Origin of the sequence: Hafnia alvei, assembly GCF_900095695.1 — a bacterium.
GTDB classification, from domain to species: domain Bacteria; phylum Pseudomonadota; class Gammaproteobacteria; order Enterobacterales; family Enterobacteriaceae; genus Hafnia; species Hafnia alvei_B.
Window position 1 is genome coordinate 48357 of sequence record NZ_FMIQ01000014.1, and the last position, 18911, is coordinate 67267.

Here is an 18911-nt window from a genome sequence, read left to right on the forward strand (position 1 = left end):
AAGTCTACTGAAGCGGGTGTGAATACTACCCAATGCCGCCAAGCCGTGCAAGAGCAATTTATGATGTGTCGCGCGATTGCAGAAAAAACCAGCAAAACATCAAGATTCACTGGTTTTTCATCACATAACTACCCATAACTACACTGACCAACATGCTGACAAAATTGCTCGGCAGTTAGTTAACCTGCTGCTTTCACGGCGTCAGCGATGCGGTTAGCCATTTCTGTTACTTGCGCATCATCTTCGCCTTCCACCATCACACGGATCAGTGGCTCGGTACCTGATTTACGTAACAGCACGCGGCCACGGCCGTTAAGCTGTGCTTCGACTTCTGCCGTCACGGCTTTTACGCTATCCGTTTGCAGTGGATCATGGTTCCCTGCAAAGCGCACGTTGACCAGAACCTGTGGCAATAACTTCATGCCGCTGCACAGATCGTGCAAGGTCATGTGGTTACGTACGATCGCAGCCAATACTTGCAGACCGGCCACAATACCGTCACCGGTAGTTGTTTTGTCGAGAATAATCACATGGCCGGAGTTTTCCGCACCTAAACGCCAGCCTTTAGCGGCCATCATTTCCAGCACGTAACGGTCGCCGACTTTCGCGCGGGCAAATGGAATACCCAGCTGTTTCAGTGCCAGTTCTAAGCCCATATTGCTCATCAGCGTTCCTACCGCACCGCCACGCAGGTTACCCTGACGCAGGTTTTCACGGGCGGTAAGATAAAGGATCTGGTCACCGTCAACTTTATGGCCTAAATGGTCAACCATCATGACGCGGTCACCATCGCCATCAAATGCCAAACCGACATCTGCTTTCTCGGCTAAAACACGCGCCTGCAGTTGGCGTACGTCAGTTGCGCCACACTCTTTGTTGATATTCATGCCATCAGGATCGCAACCGATCGCAATTACCGTTGCACCGAGCTCACGTAGCACGCTAGGCGCAATGTGATAAGTCGCACCGTTAGCACAGTCGACAACAATTTTAAGCCCGCTAAGGCTTAATTCAGTTGGGAAAGTACTTTTACAGAATTCGATATAGCGACCAGCAGCGTCAACAATACGGTTTGCTTTGCCCAGCTCAGCCGATTCCACGCAGGTCAGTGGCTTGTCCATTTCGGCTTCAATCGCTTCTTCGACTTCATCTGGCAATTTAGTGCCGTCGATTGAGAAAAACTTAATCCCGTTATCGTAATAAGGGTTATGTGACGCAGAAATAACAATGCCCGCTTCGGCACGGAAAGTACGCGTGAGATAAGCAACAGCAGGCGTTGGCATTGGCCCCGTGAAAGAAGCCGATAGGCCCGCCGCTGCCAGACCTGCTTCTAAAGCAGACTCCAGCATATAGCCAGAAATACGGGTATCTTTACCGATGATAATTTTACGCGAACCGTGACGCGCCAAAACCTTACCCGCAGCCCAGCCGAGCTTTAACACAAAATCAGGAGTAATCGGGCAGTCACCCACTTTTCCGCGAATCCCGTCCGTACCAAAATATTTGCGCTCGCTCATAAATCTTTATCCCTTCGCTGAAAGTGTAGCTTCGACGACACGCATCGCCTCAACTGTCTCTTTAACATCATGAACCCGAATAATATGGGCTCCTTGCATTGCGGCAATCACTGCACATGCCACACTTCCCGTCACGCGTTGTGTCGGACCAACTTTAAGAAGCTGACCAATCATTGATTTACGAGACATACCAACAAGAAGCGGTAAGCCAAAATGATGGAAATGCGCTAGGTGAGCCAGAAGTTGGTAATTATGCTCCAGATTCTTGCCAAAACCAAAACCGGGATCAATCAATAAGCGGCTTTTATCAATGCCTGCCACGGTGCAGCGCTCAATTTGTGAAGTGAGATAGCTATCTACCTCGGCAACCACATCGGTATAGACAGGTTTGTGCTGCATGGTTTTTGGATCGCCCTGCATATGCATCAGACACACCGGTAAACCAGATTGCGCTGCCGCCTCCAGCGCACCGGGCTCACTCAGAGAGCGGATGTCATTAATCAATGTAGCTCCCGCCTGTGCGCTGGCGGTAATCACGTCGGCTTTTGACGTATCTACTGAAATCCATACATCGAAATAGCGAGCAATCAGTTCAACGATAGGCACCACACGTTCAAGTTCTTCTTCGGTGCTCACTTCTGCGGCACCCGGGCGAGTCGATTCACCACCAACGTCAATGATGGTTGCGCCTGCGCTGATCATCGCTTCCGCATGGCGTAAAGCGGCATCCAATCCATTATGTTTACCGCCGTCGGAAAAAGAATCTGGCGTGACATTCAGAATCCCCATCACTTGAGGGTAAGTCAGGTCCAGAGTTAACCCTTGCGCTTTCAGCTGCATGCAGTCTCCATATTTCATTTTTATTTTTGAGGTGGGTATTTGAACGCAAAAAAAAACCCCGAGCAAGTCGGGGTTTGTCTGTCAGCACACCATATTGGCCACATCAGCCAGCGCGATTACTTCTCGCCGGTGTTGCCAGTTGTGATGTTGTCATCAGAAGATGGCGTATTCAGCTGCTCTTCCGCAGGCTTGTTCACTGGAGCTTGGGGAGCGCCACCGTTGTCTGAACGGTTATTTTGCTCTTCTTCCCAACCAGCCGGTGGACGAACTTCGCGGCGAGCCATCAAATCATCAACCTGTGGAGCATCAATAGTTTCATATTTCATCAATGCATCTTTCATCGCGTGCATGATATCCATATTGTCTTCCAGCAACTGGCGCGTACGTGCGTAGTTACGTTCAATCAATGCTTTCACTTCTTGGTCGATGATGCGTGCAGTTTCGTCAGACATGTGTTTTGTCTTAGAAACCGAACGACCCAAGAACACTTCACCTTCTTCTTCCGCATACAGCAATGGACCCAGTTTTTCTGAGAAGCCCCATTGGGTCACCATGTTACGAGCGATTGTGGTCGCCTGTTTGATGTCCTGTGATGCGCCAGTAGAAACATTTTCAACGCCGTAAATCAGTTCTTCAGCCAAACGACCACCGTAGGCAACGGAAATCATACTTTCCAGCTTCTGACGACTGTAGCTGATGGCATCGCCCTGTGGCAGGAAGAAGGTCACACCTAACGCACGACCGCGCGGAATAATAGTGACTTTGTGTACCGGGTCATGTTCAGGAACCAGACGACCGATGATCGCATGGCCTGCTTCATGATACGCGGTAGATTCTTTCTGCTCTTCGGTCATGACCATAGAACGGCGCTCTGCGCCCATCATGATCTTATCTTTGGCTTTTTCAAACTCAACCATCGATACAACACGTTTGTTAGTACGGGCAGCAAACAAGGCAGCTTCGTTGACTAAGTTAGCCAAATCAGCACCGGAGAAGCCCGGGGTACCACGTGCAATAACGGATGCATCAATGTCTGTTGACAGTGGCACACGACGCATATGAACTTTCAGGATCTGCTCACGGCCACGTACGTCTGGCAAACCAACCACAACCTGACGGTCGAAACGACCTGGACGCAGTAACGCTGGGTCCAGTACGTCTGGGCGGTTAGTTGCGGCAATAACGATGATACCTTCGTTACCTTCAAAACCATCCATCTCAACCAGCATCTGGTTCAGGGTTTGTTCACGTTCATCGTGACCACCGCCCAAACCCGCACCACGTTGACGGCCTACGGCGTCAATTTCATCGATGAAGATGATACATGGGGCTGCTTTCTTCGCCTGTTCAAACATGTCACGGACACGGGATGCACCCACACCGACAAACATTTCAACAAAGTCAGAACCGGAAATAGTAAAGAACGGAACCTTAGCTTCACCCGCGATGGCTTTAGCCAGCAAGGTTTTACCGGTACCTGGGGGACCAACCATCAAGATACCTTTCGGGATCTTACCGCCCAGTTTCTGGAAGCGGCTTGGGTCACGCAGGTATTCCACTAATTCGGCAACTTCTTCTTTTGCTTCGTCACAACCGGCGACGTCTGCAAAAGTGGTTTTGATCTGATCTTCGGTCAGCATGCGAGCCTTGCTCTTACCAAACGACATGGCACCTTTGCCACCGCCGCCCTGCATCTGACGCATAAAGAAGATCCAAACCCCAATAAGCAATAGCATTGGGAACCAAGAGATAAAGATAGAAGCCAGCAAGCTTGGCTCTTCCGGCGGTTCACCAACCACTTTTACATTCTTCGTTAACAGAGAATCCAGCAGCTTAGGATCGTTAACAGGAATGTAGGTGGTGTATTTACCGCTGTCTTTCTTGATTACGTTAATTTCACGTCCATTAATACGGACCTCACGTACCTGATCCTGATTAACCTCAGTTAGGAACGTAGAGTAATCCACCCTACGGCTGTTCGATTCGCTGGGCCCAAAGCTCTGGAACACAGACATCAGCACTACTGCGATGACCAGCCAGAGGATTAGGTTTTTCGCCATGTCACTCAAGGGATTAACCTCATATTACAACTGTGTTAACAATAAGCATCAGGGTACTATAGTTTCCGCCCTGTCGCTACGATGTATACTTCCCGCGAACGTGCTCGGGATGCATCAGGCTTACGAATCTTAACCTTCGTAAACAGGGAGCGGATCTGCGTAAGGTACTCATCAAAGCCCTCTCCCTGGAACACTTTCACCAAAAAACTACCGCCAGGAGCTAAAACATCCTTGGCCATTTCCAGCGCTAATTCAACCAGATACATTGAACGCGGAATATCTACCGACGGCGTACCACTCATGTTGGGAGCCATATCTGACATCACAACCTGTACTTTATCCTCACCCACGCGTTCGGTCAGCGCTTTGAGAACTAATTCATCACGAAAATCGCCCTGAAGGAAATCGACACCAACGATAGGATCCATAGGCAGAATATCGCAGGCAATCACTCGCCCGCTGTTTCCGATTTGTGTGACCACATACTGTGACCACCCTCCCGGCGCGGCACCCAAGTCGACAACGGTCATCCCTGGTTTAAATAGTTTGTCAGTGCTTTGTATTTCATCAAGTTTAAACCAAGCACGAGAGCGAAGTCCCTTTTTCTGTGCCTGAATTACGTATTTGTCACTAAAGTGTTCGTGCATCCAGCGGTTTGAGCTGGCGGAACGTTTTTTACCCATCTGATATTAACTCTCTAAACAACAGTTTCATCCACTCAGTTGCTTCGGAGTGTCCATGACCATGTAAGACCGATTTGGTGATACACTGGAGATGGCGGTAGAATGTACCGTTTTCAATCCCAACCTAAGCAAAAAAGACGATGAATCTGAATAACAAGCAAAAACAGCACCTAAAAAGCTTGGCCCATCCGCTCAAACCTGTTGTGCAATTAGGCAACAATGGTTTGACTGAAGGTGTTCTCGCTGAAATTGAACAGGCGCTAACGCATCATGAACTCATCAAGGTGAAAATTGCCGCTGAAGAGCGCGATACCAAAACCTTGATTGCTGACGCCATCGTCCGAGAAACTGGTGCGTGTCAAGTGCAGCTGATCGGTAACGTATTAGTCATTTACCGCCCAAGCCAAGAACGCAAGATCAGTTTACCGCGTTAATACCTTTTCGTATAAAGAAAAGATATAGCACAAACTGAGATGCTTTCTCACCCTAATAGAAAGGCCGCATTGCGGCCTTTTTCTTATCTTTACAAAACTTATTGCCGATTGTACAAACTCTCAGCAATATTCAAAAAAATCAGATGTATTCGACTTTCAAAATTTCGAATTCAACTTCGCCGCCAGGAGTTTTGATCACCACAATATCGCCTTGCTCTTTACCGATGAGGCCACGTGCAATCGGTGAGTTCACAGAGATGCGGTTATGTTTAAAATCAGCCTCATCATCGCCAACAATCGAATAAGCCACCTTATCTTCGGTGTCGAGATTCTCAACGCTTACCGTACAACCAAAAATCACGCGGCCAGTGTTTGGGATTTTGGTAACATCAATCACGTTAGCGTTTGAAAGCTTCGCTTCGATTTCCTGAATACGGCCCTCACAGAAACCCTGCTGTTCACGAGCTGCGTGGTATTCGGCATTCTCTTTCAAGTCGCCATGCTCGCGCGCATCGGCGATGTCGGCAATGATTTGCGGACGGCGAGTACCTTTCAAATACTCTAGCTCTTCACGCAGCTTCTCTGCGCCACGCAACGTCATAGGAATCTGGTTCATAATTTAGTCACCTTAAAATCTATTCTGCTTAAGTCGCCCTCATCCTGACGCCATCGATGGATGGCCGGAAGCGATCGGCTGAAGGTTCGAAAATGTCCCCTCAGACCTTGGCGTTGAATAAAAAAATATTAACTCGGGGCCAAAAAACCCAAGTTAAAATCGATTTTGCATTTTGACGGCTATTTTAACGTAGAGTTCAGCAAGTATCATCGTTTACTTTAACCCTAGATGCACCGTAGTATGACAGGCACGTTACTCTGTAGTTATCCCGGGATTATGCAATTTTCACGAATTATCAGTGGATTGGCTTGTGCCTTAGCTTTTAGTACTCAAGCTGCGTCCGTCCAAGATTACACCCAATATTTGCCAGACGGGGCCAACTTAGCCCTTTTAGTGCAAAAAATAGGTTCTCCGACCCCTGCCATTGATTTTCATGGGCAGCAAATGGCGCTGCCTGCTAGTACGCAAAAAGTGATCACGGCGCTGGCTGCAATGCTTCAGCTCGGGCCTGACTATCGTTTTTCAACCACCATGGAAACCCGTGGTTCAATTAGCGACGGGAAACTGAAAGGCGATTTGATCGTCCGTTTTGGTGGCGATCCAACGCTGCGACGCCAGCATATTCGCAATATGGTGACAGCGCTGAAAAAGCAGGGCATCAATGAAATTACGGGAGATATTTTGATCGATACCTCCGTATTCGCCAGCCATGACAAAGCCCCCGGATGGCCATGGAATGATATGACCCAGTGCTTTAGCGCACCGCCTGCGGCGGCCATTGTCGATCGCAACTGTTTCTCGATTTCACTTTATAGTGCGCCGAAGGCAGGCGATACCGCATTTATCCGAGTCGCGTCGTATTATCCGGTCCATATGTTTAGCGAAGTACGCACCTTAGCCAAGGGCTCACCTGACGCGCAATACTGCGAGTTAGACGTTGTGCCGGGAGAGCTAAACCGCTTTACCGTTACCGGCTGCCTGACTCAGCGTTCTGAGCCCCTACCGCTGGCATTTGCGGTCCAAGATGGCGCAAGCTACGCCGGTGCTATTGTGAAAGATGAGCTCCGTCAGTCTGAAATCCAAATTGATGGCAACCTGCGCCGCCAAACAACGCCTAACGCTGCTGCGACTATTTTGGCTCAGACTCAATCGGCCCCGCTGAGCAGCTTGCTGCATACGATGCTGAAAAAGTCTGACAACATGATTGCCGATACCGTATTCCGCACTATAGGCCATGAACGCTTAGGGGTTCCAGGCACATGGCGTGCAGGCGCCGACTCCGTACGGCAGATCCTGCGCCAAAAAGCGGGGATCAATTTAGGCAACACGATTTTGGTCGATGGCTCTGGTTTGTCTCGCCACAATCTGATTTCACCTGCGACCATGATGCAAGTTCTGCAATACATTGCGCAAAACGATCAGCAACTAAACATTATCTCAATGCTGCCTTTGGCTGGTCATGACGGAACCTTACAATACCGTGGCGGTCTTCATGAGGCAGGGGTCGATGGGAAAGTCTCAGCGAAAACAGGCTCTCTGCAAGGGGTATATAATTTAGCCGGCTTTATTACTACGGCAAGCGGTCAGCGAATGGCATTTGTACAATATCTTTCGGGTTATGCTGTTCCACCACAGGATCAAAAAATCCGCCGCGCACCGCTGGTTCGCTTTGAAAGTCGGCTTTATCGAGATATATACCAAAACAATTAGTGAAATCTAAATAACAGGCTATTTGAAGCTAAGTGCTATGAAAATACTGATTGTTGAAGATGACGAACTCATCCAGCAGGGGCTTGCAAAAGCCCTCGCTAACGAAAGTTACGCCTGTGATTGTGCCGCTACGGCGGCTCAAGCAAAAAGCCTGGTGCAAGTTGGACAATATAGCTTAATCATTCTTGATCTTGGATTGCCCGATCAAGACGGTGCATCCCTGCTCCGCCAATGGCGACGCAGCGGTGTAGACGTACCGGTTCTGATACTCACCGCACGCGATGCTATTGAAGATCGTGTTGACGGATTAGACGCCGGAGCTGATGACTATCTGGTAAAACCTTTCGCTCTAGTGGAGCTTCAAGCCCGCGTCCGCGCATTAATTCGTCGCTTTCAAGGACATAGCGATAACCTACTGCAGGTTGAGAACATTATTCTTAACCTCTCAACACAGCAGGTAACTTTCGAAGGTCAGCAAATTGAGCTCACACCTAAAGAGTTCGCCCTGTTATCACGCCTCATGATGCGTGCAGGCCAAACGGTGAACCGTGAGATCTTACAGCAGGATCTTTATTCTTGGCAGGACGATTTAAGTTCAAACACGCTAGAAGTCCATATCCATAATCTTCGCCGTAAACTGGGTAAAGAACGGATTAAAACAGTTCGCAGCGTAGGCTATCGGCTGGAAAGTCAATTATGATTAGCATGCGGCGCAGTCTGTTAATTATGCTGGCGCTGATTTTACTGGTAACCCAGCTCGCAAGCGCACTCTGGCTTTGGCACGAAAGCCGCGAGCAAATCGGTTTTCTGGTCAATGAAACGCTAAGTGCAAAAGCACGTGATGCACATGTAGAAAAAGAGATCAGAGAAGCAATCGCTTCGCTGCTGGTTCCCTCACTGGTCATGATGTCTTTCACGTTAATTCTATCTGCTATTGCCATCAGTTGGATAATTCGCCCCCTCAATAAGCTGCAACGGAGGCTCGACAAACGCTCCGCAGACAATCTCACACCGATTATTATTGATAGTAATATGCAAGAGATTGCCGCGGTTACCGGCACGTTGAATCAGTTATTTGCCCGTCTTAGTCACACTATTCAGCAAGAGCGGTTATTTACCGCTGATGCGGCGCATGAACTACGCACGCCTTTAGCCGGTATTCGTTTGCACTTAGAGCTGCTAGAGCAAGGCGGTGTGCCTGAAGCACGCGCTTTAGTGACTCGCATTGACCAGCTAATACACACCGTTGAGCAGTTACTGATGCTGTCGCGCGCGGGGCAAAATTTTGCTAGCGGTCATTATCAAACCATAGATCTAACACAGGATGTGATTCCACCGCTCAAGAGCGAAATCACCGAAATGCTGGCATTGAGGCATCAGACCTTAGAAATCGACGCGCCAGAGCCTGCACAGGTTCTTGGCGATGCGGTTCTAATACGATTGATGCTACGCAACCTCGTTGAGAACGCCCATCGCTATAGCCCTGAACATTCAACGATTCGAATCAAAACGGTCAGCAATGAGAAAGGCGTTGAACTCAAGGTTATCGATCAGGGATGTGGGATTGATGAATCTAAAGCTGGCGAACTGACACAGGCATTTCGTCGTATGGATCAACGCTACGGCGGCAGTGGGTTAGGCTTAAACATTGTGATTAGAATCGTTCAGTTGCATCAAGGGAAACTGACGCTCAAAAATGTTGAAACCGGCACAGGGCTTATCGCTAACTGCTGGCTACCTCATGACATTCTTGCCCGCTAGTATTTAGGTTTAATACATGAAAAAGGCTGCCATTGGCAGCCTTTTGCTTAACAAGCAGACGAAGCAGGATTACTTCTGATAAATGATTTCGACGCCTTCGTCGTCATCTTCATCCCAATCATCATCCCAGTCTTCGTCGGCCTCGGCTTCAGCCTGTTCCAACTGTTCGCGATGATAGTCATCCCACATGAATTCTGCTTTCTTGGCTTTTTCTTTCTCTTCTTCCACTTCAGCGTCGCGTGGCTGTGTGTCTAGGAAGTGCATAACGTCCCAGCACAGCGCGTTAACGCCTTCGCGGTTAGCCGCAGAAATCAGATAGTGCTTGTCTTCCCAGCCCAGAGCGTCTGCAATCGCCTGTGCGCGTTGTTTAGCTTCTTCAGGATCAAGGATGTCGATCTTGTTGAAAACTAACCAGCGTGGCTTCTGAGACAGTTTTTCGCTGTATTGGCCCAGCTCGTTGATGATCACTTTCGCGTTCTCGATAGGATCGCTTTCATCAATAGGCGCTAAGTCAATCAGGTGCAACAGCACGCGGCAACGCTCCAAATGCTTGAGGAATCGGATCCCCAAACCAGCGCCTTCAGAGGCCCCTTCAATCAGACCTGGGATATCCGCAACCACAAAACTTTTTTCGTGGTCCATACGCACAACGCCAAGGCTTGGCACCAGCGTGGTAAATGGATAGTCAGCGACTTTTGGTTTTGCAGCAGAAACGGCGCGAATGAACGTGGATTTACCCGCATTCGGCAGACCCAGCATGCCCACATCGGCCAACAACAGCAGTTCTAATTTCAGATCGCGCTTGTCACCTTTGGTCCCCATCGTCTTTTGACGGGGTGCGCGGTTTACGGATGATTTGAAACGGGTGTTACCCAATCCATGCCAGCCGCCTTTACCGACCATCAACTTCTGGCCGTGACGAGTCATATCGCCCAGAACTTCGCCGGTATCTAAATCGACAACGCGCGTTCCGACTGGAACTTTAACGGTAATATCATTACCGCGCTTACCGGTACAGTCACGGCTTTGGCCGTTCTGACCGCGTTCTGCACGGAAAGACTTCTCAAAACGATAGTCAATCAGGGTATTCAGGTTTTCATCGGCCAGCAGATAAACATCGCCGCCGTCACCGCCATCGCCGCCGTCTGGGCCGCCACGCGGAATATATTTTTCACGACGGAAGCTGACGCAGCCATTGCCGCCATCACCGGCTTCGATGTGAATCGCTGCTTCATCTACAAATTTCATTTACTGTCTCCGTAAATCATTTACCGGGCTGCTTAAGCTGAGCAACCTAGCTGTGTAAGCTGTTAGCTAGTTTTGTTCGGCCCGACGCGGCCACCAACGGTGACCCACCGCGGAAAACATTGCTCCGGCTACCACCACAAATGCTCCGATGTACCCCACCGTATTTAACAAAGGAGGAAGGAACATATCTGGCCATACCAAAGCTAACAAGTCAGAGAACATCAGGGTAAACAGCGGGGTTAACGTCACCACCGCACTGACCTGAGCTGCCTGCCAGCGCGCCATAGCTTCTGCTAGCGCGCCATAACCAATCAACGTGTTGGCACCACAAAATATGAGGCAGGCTAACTGCCAGCCATCCAGCTGAAAAATAACCGCTGGCTTCGCCAACGGAAATAAACATATCGCACATAAAGTGTACAACAGCCAAATGATCTGTTGTGAAGCTAATCGCCGTAACAGCACTTTCTGAGCGACACCATAGCTTACCCAAACGATCGCAGCACCGACGCCGAGAATAACGCCAAGCGTATAAGCCGTGAGTTGGGTAAAGATTTCTTTCAAGCTGACGTTAAAAAACAACAGCAGCCCGCTAATCAACATACATGCGCCGATCACCTGCGTGATGCGCATCTTCTCTTTCAAAATCAGAACACTGGCAAACATCATCCCAACGGGAGATAGCTGACCTATGACCTGAGATGCCGTAGGACTTAAATACTGCAACGAACTGCTGAACAGAACGAAGTTACCCAGTAAGCCGCAGGTCGCAATAATGAGCAGAACCAGCCAGCGTCGATGCTTAAAAACACGCATCGGCGGCAGTTGCTTACGTGAGTAAAGAATGAAAAACAATCCAACTGAAGCAATCAAAAAGCGATACCAGACAATGGTGTAAGGCTCCATCACCTGTAAAACCTGCTTCATCGCGATTGGCAATGCGCCCCAGAAAACCGCCGTAGTGAGAGCAAGACATATGCCCACCTTGACGTTCTGATTGCTTTCCATACTCAGCATCCTTGGCCTGATGTGGCCCTAAACGTAAAAAAGCCCCGCAAGATTATTGCGGGGCCTTACATCTATTTAGACGCGAAAAACTTATTCAGCAACGATGCTGATGAACTTACGGTTTTTCGGGCCTTTAACTTCGAACTTGACTTTACCGTCAGCCAAAGCAAACAGAGTGTGGTCACGGCCGCAACCTACGTTGTTACCAGCGTGGAATTTAGTACCACGTTGACGAACGATGATGCTACCTGCCAATACTGCTTCGCCGCCAAAGCGTTTTACGCCCAGACGTTTAGCTTCTGAATCGCGACCGTTACGAGTCGAGCCGCCAGCCTTTTTATGTGCCATTAATCTGCTCTCCTAGAATTAAGCGCTGATACCAGTGATCTTAACATCAGTGAACCACTGACGGTGACCCTGCTGCTTACGATGATGCTTACGACGACGGAACTTAACGATAGTTACTTTCTCGCCACGACCGTGAGCAACGATTTCAGCCTTAACTTTGCCACCAGAAACAAATGGAACGCCAATCTTGATGTCTTCGCCATTGGCGACCATCAGGATCTGGTCAAACTCAACAGTTTCACCAGTTGCGATGTCCAGCTTTTCCAGGCGAATAGTCTGACCTTCGCTTACTCGGTGTTGTTTACCACCACTTTGGAAAACCGCGTACATATAAACTCCGCATTTCCGCACGCATGGTTCGTTGCCCAATACGCGCTATAAATATTCACAATAGGGCGCGAATTCTACGCAAAAATCATTCAGAAGACAAGGGTAGAATCAGGAGAAAAGAAGAAAAAAAACACAGTTCTCTTCGCGCCGTTTATCTAATACGTTTTTCAAGTACAATCATACTATAGTTGGTGGCTTGTGACAGCCTACATGCGGGCTTTCGCCTGGCGGAAAATGGAAACACAGTTGAATTAATACAATGAACCTAGAACAAATTACTGAGTTAACCGCGCAGGACATGGCGGATGTAAACGCAACAATTCTTCAGCAACTAAACTCTGAAGTTAGTCTAATCAACCAGTTAGGCTACTACATTATCAGCGGTGGAGGTAAACGGATTCGCCCGATGATCGCAGTATTGTCGGCTAGAGCATTAAATTACGAAGGGGATAAACACATCACCGTCGCGGCGTTAATTGAATTTATTCATACCGCAACGCTGCTGCACGACGATGTGGTCGATGAATCCGATATGCGACGTGGCAAAGCCACGGCAAATGCGGCTTTCGGCAACGCCGCCAGCGTTTTGGTCGGTGATTTTATCTATACCCGTTCGTTCCAGATGATGACAAGCCTACAGTCTTTGCGCGTTTTGGAGCTGATGTCCGAAGCAACTAACGTTATTGCTGAAGGTGAAGTTTTACAGTTGATGAACGTTAACGATCCGAACATCACTGAAGAAAACTACATGCGCGTTATCTACAGCAAAACGGCTCGTTTGTTTGAAGCAGCAGCGCAATCTTCGGCGATCCTTGCTGGAGCCACGCACGAGCAGGAAATCGCCTTACAAGACTATGGTCGCTATCTTGGCACCGCATTCCAATTGATCGACGATCTCTTGGATTACGATGCAGATGGGAAAACACTGGGTAAAAATACCGGTGATGACCTCAACGAAGGAAAGCCAACATTGCCTCTGCTGCATGCGATGAAGCATGGCTCACCTGAGCGTTCTGCGATGATCCGTAAAGCCATCGAAGAAGGCAATGGGCGCCATTTGCTTGAGCCAGTGCTTGAAACAATGCATGAAGTGGGTTCACTCACCTATACCCGCCAACGTGCCGAAGAAGAAGCTGATAAAGCGATCTTAGCGCTACAAGCATTACCAGAATCAAGCTACAAGAATGCGCTGATTGGGCTCGCTAATATGGCAGTAGATCGAAAATTCTAATTTTCTTTTTTTAGAAACAAAAGAAGAGCCGAAAGGCTCTTTTTTTTTATTGAAAAACCTTATAAAACATAAAAATAGAATAAATATAACGAGTTTCTTATTATTGAAATAATTGGAAATTAATTGAAATTTATAGAGTGTTTTTAGATAGTAGCAATACACGCAAACCTTATTTCTCTCCCCCTGTTTATGTGTCATTGCAAAGGAATGAATTATGGCAGAGAGTCAATGCCTAGAAGATTGGCATCATGCAGATATTATTGCTGCATTACATAAAAGAAATATTACGCTCAGTGGGTTATCAAGAGCCTCAGGGCTCTCAAGTACTACGTTATCGAACGCATTGACTCGCCCTTGGCCAAAAGGCGAATTAATTATTGCTCACGCCTTAGGGATACACCCTTCTGAAATATGGCCGAGTCGCTATTTTGATATCAGAACGCATCAGCTTATTGATAGACAACAACTCATGCGTCAACGAAAGCCAAAAAAAATAAAACCGCCAGCAATAAAGCCCGGCGGTTAAATTCAGATAGAACAGGCAAACGGGTGTATTGACCACCCGTATTTCATCAACAATTATTTGTTAACGAAGGTTTCGCCCAGTTCGATATCTTTATGCAGAACATCTAACATACCTTCCAGCGCTTTTTGTTCAAAAGCGCTCAAAGTACCAATAGATTTACGTTCAACAATCCCTTCTTTACCCAGCAGCAATGGCTGTGCGAAGAAGCGAGCATATTTGCCATCACCTTCAACGTATGCACATTCCACAACGTTGCTTTCGCCTTGCATAGCGCGAACCAGAGACAAACCGAAGCGTGCAGCAGCTTGGCCCATAGACAGCGTTGCTGACCCGCCACCGGCTTTAGCTTCAACGACCTCTGTACCCGCGTTTTGGATACGTTTGGTCAGATCGGCAACTTCCTGCTCGGTGAAGCTCACACCTGGGATCTGAGACAGCAGTGGCAAAATAGTTACGCCAGAGTGGCCACCAATAACAGGCACTTCAACTTCTGCCGGGTTTTTACCTTTCAATTCACCAACAAAAGTATTTGAACGGATAACGTCCAGCGTAGAAATACCGAACAGTTTATCTTTGTTATAAACGCCAGCTTTCTTCAACACTTCTGCCGCGATAGCTACAGTGGTGTTCACTGGGTTAGTAATAATACCTACACAAGCTTTAGGACAGGTGCTAGCAACCTGCTCAATCAGATTACGTACGATACCGGCGTTCACATTAAACAGGTCGGAGCGATCCATTCCAGGTTTACGAGCAACACCCGCAGAAATCAATACGATATCCGCACCTTCCAAAGCTGGACGCGCATCTTCACCGCTGAAACCTTTGATTTTAACGGCTGTTGGGATGTGGCTGAGATCGACGGCGACACCTGGGGTGACCGGCGCAATGTCATAAAGGGAGAGTTCTGAACCGGAAGGAAGCTGAGTTTTGAGAAGAAGGGCTAAAGCCTGACCAATACCGCCGGCTGCGCCGAGAACTGCAACTTTCATTCTATACTCCTTGATTTATCTTTAATTTAAGAGTGCCGTGAATGCATTACCGCGCACCTTAGTCCATCATGTCTTAAAAAACAATCTGTTAACACAAAGATTGGGATATGAAGCACTAATTCCATGTCCTACTGCAAGGTTTATAATAAAAAATAGCTTATGCATGAAAGATATAGGGCCACAGAGTAGGAATTCGTTGCGCGCTTATCACAGCTCATTACCCGGCCATTACATTACACCCTTATTTTACATCACAACAACATCATTTTAATAACATTCCATTTACGAATACCGATGACATAGCCAAAGTCCCCGCTAACATATTCATTTTATGGGCAAGGTGGTAAAATCATCCCCTTGCCGGTTTGAACGCTATAGTGACCGACTTAACGTTTCTTGCACTTAAATTGCATAAAAATTCATTATTACGCATAATAATGTTCTCTATTTCTATTCCTACGGTGAAGAATGCGAACTCCAACAAAACAAGAAGACTTGATCAAGGCATTCAAGGCGCTGCTCAAAGAAGAGAAATTCAGTTCTCAGGGTGAGATCGTGCAGGCTCTGCAAGATGAAGGCTTTGAGAATATCAACCAATCCAAAGTATCTCGTATGCTGACCAAATTTGGTGCCGTCCGCACACGAAATGCCAAAATGGAGATGGTGTATTGTCTGCCAGCAGAACTTGGCGTCCCAACCACTAGCAGCCCATTGAAGAATCTGGTTTTAGATGTTGATTACAACGAATCCGTTGTGGTAATCCATACCAGTCCAGGCGCAGCACAATTGATTGCACGCCTATTGGACTCATTAGGTAAGTCAGAAGGGATTCTGGGAACTATTGCAGGTGACGACACGATTTTCACCACGCCAGCGAAAGGGTTCTCTGTTGAGCAACTGCACGACGCTATTTTGTCGCTATTTGATCAAGAGCTGTAATCCTGTTCTCGGGCCTGATATCCATCAGGCCTATGATTTTTTCTCTGCTCTCATCTTAAATTCGCCGTACTCTTTTCCGCTTAATTACACAACTCACACAGCATGATTCGCTACTTCAAATAGCATTAACGGTCTATCAACCCTACATCCTTACTTCTATCGGTCACAAACACTATAGACCGCACATTTTGCAACATGATGTTACTTTATTGATTTAATTAAAATTTAGTCTTAAAAGTGTATTTTTTGCGCTGTTTTTATTCCATTTCGATCTATTCATCAAAACAATACCAAACAAATAAACCCAACAAACCATTAGCTCGCTATTAATTTTTCGAGTTACTAGGTGTACACTTGTTTTCGTGATTTAAATCACAGTTCAAAACTAAATAAAACAATATCTGAGGGATACATCATGAAAATTAAAACTACTATTGCAACTCTAGCCGTTCTCTCTTCTCTTTCTTTCGGCGCGTTCGCAGCTCAGTTGGTTGACAATGCACAGGCATCAAAAATGCAGCCAGTTGGCACCATTAGCGTTAGCGGCGTAAGCGCAGCCCCTTCTGATATCAGAGCAGCTCTGTCTGCTAAAGCCGATGCACAAGGCGCAACAGCATACCGCGTAGTAGAAGCCCGTAACGAAGGCTCATTCCACGCAACTGCTGAAATCTATAAATAAAATACGGATTCACCTGCTCAACGGAGCACAAACTCCGTGAATGAATCGCTAAAGTTAAACCGCAGTGACCGAAAGAATATCGTCATTGAATCTAAGATCGAAGTACTGCGGCAGAATGAAAAATAGGAAAATAATCATGAAAATCAAAACTACCGTTGCTGCTTTAAGTCTTCTCTCTATGGTTTCTTTCGGCGCTTTTGCTGCACAGTCCATCAGCGCACAGCAAGCATCATCAATGAAATCCATTGGTACCATAACCATCAGCGGTATCGATGGTTCGCCTTCAGATATCAAAGCACAGCTGTCCGATAAAGCTGATGCCAAAGGCGCTACCGCATTCCATATCGTTGAAGCTCATTTGGATGGCAACTACCACGCCACCGCTGAGATTTACCGTTAATTGTAAAACGTTTCATCATAAGGCTGGCGCTTCCTGTGTCTAACCCGATTCAGCCAGCTAACACTCTCGTCTAACCCGACGAACCCCATTGCCTCCGCTTGCGGAGGCTTTTTTTATCAAATGTCAGGTATAAAAAAGCCGTGGACTAAGCCACGGCTGATTCATTAATCCAGCAACTTACTGCTGCTCAGTAATCTCTTGCTTATGCTCAAGCGCTTTCAACAGCTTGCTGTGGATCCCTTCAAAGCCACCGTTGCTCATCACCAAAATATAATCGCCCGGTTGGGCCGTTTTAGCGATCATATCCACCAGAACATCAACATCTGCGCTCCAGTGGGCCGGTTGAACACAGGCCTCTGCCACTTCAGTGACCAACCACGGAATGTGATGTGGCTGGAATAAGAAAACTTCATCTGCTCGGCCAAGCGCAGGGGCTAGATCATTCTTAGATACGCCCATTTTCATGGTATTAGAGCGCGGTTCTAACACAGCAAGAATGCGAGCGGTTCCACCAACTTTGCTGCGTAAAGCCGCCAGCGTTGCCAAAATAGCCGTAGGATGATGAGCAAAGTCATCATAAACCTTCACGCCGAAGGCTTCGCCACGAAGCTCTAAACGACGACGGGCATTGATAAAGCTACCCAAGGCACGGCACGCATCGGCAGGCAATACGCCAACATGACGAGCAGCGGCAATCGCCATCAAGCCGTTATGCATATTGTGTTCACCGACTAAGCCCCAGTTAACCTCTCCCACGACTTCGCCATCCAGTAGGACTTCATAATGGCTGGCATCTGGATTGAGTTTACGCGCGTTCCACGTTCCCTCTTCACCGCTAAGCTCTTGCTCGCTCCAGCAGCCCATCCCCATAACCTGTTTCAGATTGGCATCGTTACCCGGCAAAATAATTCGGCCTTTGCCCGGAACCAAACGCACTAGATGATGGAACTGTTTCTGGATCGCTTTTAGATCGTCGAAAATATCCGCATGATCAAACTCAAGATTATTGAGGATCAACGTACGCGGACAGTAGTGCACAAACTTGGATCGTTTATCAAAGAAGGCACAATCGTACTCATCGGCTTCGATCACAAAGAATGGGCTGTTGCCCATACGGGCGGAAACATCAAAGTTCCCAGGAACGCCACCAATCACAAAGCCCGGCTCATAGCCGCACTCTTCCAAGATCCAGGTGACCATTCCTGCCGTTGTGGTTTTGCCGTGGGTACCTGCAACCGCAATCACCCAACGATGGCGCAGAACTTCATCATGCAACCACTGTGGACCAGAAACGTATGGGATCCCCTGCTCCAGAATAACTTCCACGCAAGGGTTGCCACGCGTCATTGCGTTACCAATGATCACCAAATCAGGTGCAGGATCTAGATGGGAAGGATCATAACCCTCCATCAATGTGATCCCTTCTTTTTCAAGCAGCGTGCTCATCGGCGGATAAACATTGGCATCAGAACCCGTCACTTCATGTCCTAACGTCCGAGCCAGCAAAGCAAGGCCGCCCATAAATGTGCCGCAGATTCCAAGAATATGAATGCGCATATCGTTTCCAGTTGATTACATCGAGTCAGCTC

The 18911-nt window shown here is 47.8% G+C and carries 20 protein-coding genes; 9 read left to right on the forward strand and 11 right to left on the reverse strand.

Annotated elements, in window-relative coordinates:
• Positions 1–179: 179 nt before the first annotated feature.
• From glmM to rlmE, 4 genes are all read right to left on the reverse strand, one after another.
• On the reverse strand, positions 180–1517 hold the full coding sequence (gene glmM / locus BN1044_RS04925) for a phosphoglucosamine mutase (RefSeq protein WP_072307793.1): 1338 nt from the start codon (positions 1515–1517) through the stop codon (positions 180–182).
• Positions 1518–1523: 6 nt separating this feature from the next.
• Positions 1524–2357, reverse strand: a complete 834-nt coding sequence (folP, locus tag BN1044_RS04930; protein ID WP_072307794.1) for a dihydropteroate synthase — start codon at positions 2355–2357, stop codon at positions 1524–1526.
• 116 nt (positions 2358–2473) lie between these two features.
• Positions 2474–4417 (reverse strand): ATP-dependent zinc metalloprotease FtsH, encoded by a 1944-nt coding sequence (gene ftsH / locus BN1044_RS04935; RefSeq protein WP_072307795.1) that lies wholly within the window; start codon positions 4415–4417, stop codon positions 2474–2476.
• A gap of 56 nt (positions 4418–4473) precedes the next feature.
• Entirely contained in the window at positions 4474–5100 is a 627-nt protein-coding gene (gene rlmE, locus BN1044_RS04940) for a 23S rRNA (uridine(2552)-2'-O)-methyltransferase RlmE (RefSeq protein WP_025798842.1), read from the reverse strand.
• Positions 5101–5240: 140 nt separating this feature from the next.
• On the opposite strand from rlmE, the gene yhbY reads away from it, so the two are divergent.
• Positions 5241–5534 (forward strand): ribosome assembly RNA-binding protein YhbY, encoded by a 294-nt coding sequence (gene yhbY / locus BN1044_RS04945; protein WP_040046298.1) that lies wholly within the window; start codon positions 5241–5243, stop codon positions 5532–5534.
• Positions 5535–5673: 139 nt separating this feature from the next.
• Here yhbY and greA read toward each other — a convergent pair whose 3' ends face one another.
• A complete protein-coding gene (greA, locus tag BN1044_RS04950; RefSeq protein WP_072307796.1) occupies positions 5674–6150 on the reverse strand; it encodes a transcription elongation factor GreA in 477 nt (158 codons plus the stop codon).
• 276 nt (positions 6151–6426) lie between these two features.
• Here greA and dacB point away from each other — a divergent pair, with 276 nt between their 5' ends.
• Genes dacB through pmrB form a run of 3 tightly spaced genes read left to right on the forward strand, consistent with a single transcriptional unit; the run spans position 6427 to position 9621 of the window.
• Positions 6427–7860: a serine-type D-Ala-D-Ala carboxypeptidase gene (gene dacB / locus BN1044_RS04955; protein ID WP_072307797.1), complete on the forward strand. Its 1434-nt coding sequence runs from the start codon at positions 6427–6429 to the stop codon at positions 7858–7860.
• Positions 7861–7897: 37 nt separating this feature from the next.
• Complete coding sequence (gene pmrA / locus BN1044_RS04960) at positions 7898–8560, forward strand: two-component system response regulator PmrA (RefSeq protein ID WP_072307798.1); 663 nt, start codon at positions 7898–7900, stop codon at positions 8558–8560.
• The gene (gene pmrB, locus BN1044_RS04965) at positions 8557–9621 is read left to right on the forward strand and encodes a two-component system sensor histidine kinase PmrB (protein ID WP_072307799.1); all 1065 of its coding nucleotides are present in this window, start codon (positions 8557–8559) and stop codon (positions 9619–9621) included. The genes pmrA and pmrB overlap by 4 nt, the downstream gene beginning before the upstream one ends.
• A gap of 69 nt (positions 9622–9690) precedes the next feature.
• Here pmrB and cgtA read toward each other — a convergent pair whose 3' ends face one another.
• The 4 genes from cgtA to rplU all read right to left on the reverse strand — a co-directional run bounded on the left by cgtA (position 9691) and on the right by rplU (position 12555).
• The gene (gene cgtA, locus BN1044_RS04970; RefSeq protein ID WP_025798833.1) at positions 9691–10869 is read right to left on the reverse strand and encodes an Obg family GTPase CgtA; all 1179 of its coding nucleotides are present in this window, start codon (positions 10867–10869) and stop codon (positions 9691–9693) included.
• A 66-nt stretch (positions 10870–10935) separates the two neighbouring features.
• Entirely contained in the window at positions 10936–11877 is a 942-nt protein-coding gene (locus BN1044_RS04975) for a DMT family transporter (RefSeq protein WP_139130889.1), read from the reverse strand.
• A 90-nt stretch (positions 11878–11967) separates the two neighbouring features.
• A complete protein-coding gene (gene rpmA / locus BN1044_RS04980; RefSeq protein WP_004093693.1) occupies positions 11968–12225 on the reverse strand; it encodes a 50S ribosomal protein L27 in 258 nt (85 codons plus the stop codon).
• An 18-nt stretch (positions 12226–12243) separates the two neighbouring features.
• A complete protein-coding gene (gene rplU / locus BN1044_RS04985) occupies positions 12244–12555 on the reverse strand; it encodes a 50S ribosomal protein L21 (protein WP_004093692.1) in 312 nt (103 codons plus the stop codon).
• Positions 12556–12814: 259 nt separating this feature from the next.
• Between rplU and ispB the strand changes: the two genes are divergently transcribed.
• Positions 12815–13786, forward strand: a complete 972-nt coding sequence (gene ispB / locus BN1044_RS04990) for an octaprenyl diphosphate synthase (protein WP_072307800.1) — start codon at positions 12815–12817, stop codon at positions 13784–13786.
• A gap of 214 nt (positions 13787–14000) precedes the next feature.
• The gene (locus BN1044_RS04995) at positions 14001–14312 is read left to right on the forward strand and encodes a helix-turn-helix domain-containing protein (RefSeq protein WP_072307801.1); all 312 of its coding nucleotides are present in this window, start codon (positions 14001–14003) and stop codon (positions 14310–14312) included.
• Positions 14313–14365: 53 nt separating this feature from the next.
• Here BN1044_RS04995 and mdh read toward each other — a convergent pair whose 3' ends face one another.
• Positions 14366–15304 (reverse strand): malate dehydrogenase, encoded by a 939-nt coding sequence (mdh, locus tag BN1044_RS05000; protein ID WP_025798823.1) that lies wholly within the window; start codon positions 15302–15304, stop codon positions 14366–14368.
• A 468-nt stretch (positions 15305–15772) separates the two neighbouring features.
• Between mdh and argR the strand changes: the two genes are divergently transcribed.
• From argR to yhcN (BN1044_RS05015), 3 genes are all read left to right on the forward strand, one after another.
• Positions 15773–16243 (forward strand): transcriptional regulator ArgR, encoded by a 471-nt coding sequence (gene argR / locus BN1044_RS05005; RefSeq protein WP_004093684.1) that lies wholly within the window; start codon positions 15773–15775, stop codon positions 16241–16243.
• Between the two features lie 415 nt (positions 16244–16658).
• Positions 16659–16922, forward strand: a complete 264-nt coding sequence (gene yhcN / locus BN1044_RS05010; RefSeq protein WP_025798820.1) for a peroxide/acid stress response protein YhcN — start codon at positions 16659–16661, stop codon at positions 16920–16922.
• A 136-nt stretch (positions 16923–17058) separates the two neighbouring features.
• Positions 17059–17322 (forward strand): peroxide/acid stress response protein YhcN, encoded by a 264-nt coding sequence (gene yhcN / locus BN1044_RS05015; protein WP_072307802.1) that lies wholly within the window; start codon positions 17059–17061, stop codon positions 17320–17322.
• Positions 17323–17499: 177 nt separating this feature from the next.
• On the opposite strand, the gene mpl is transcribed toward yhcN (BN1044_RS05015), so the two are convergent.
• Positions 17500–18879: a UDP-N-acetylmuramate:L-alanyl-gamma-D-glutamyl-meso-diaminopimelate ligase gene (gene mpl, locus BN1044_RS05020; RefSeq protein WP_072307803.1), complete on the reverse strand. Its 1380-nt coding sequence runs from the start codon at positions 18877–18879 to the stop codon at positions 17500–17502.
• Positions 18880–18911 lie beyond the last annotated feature (32 nt).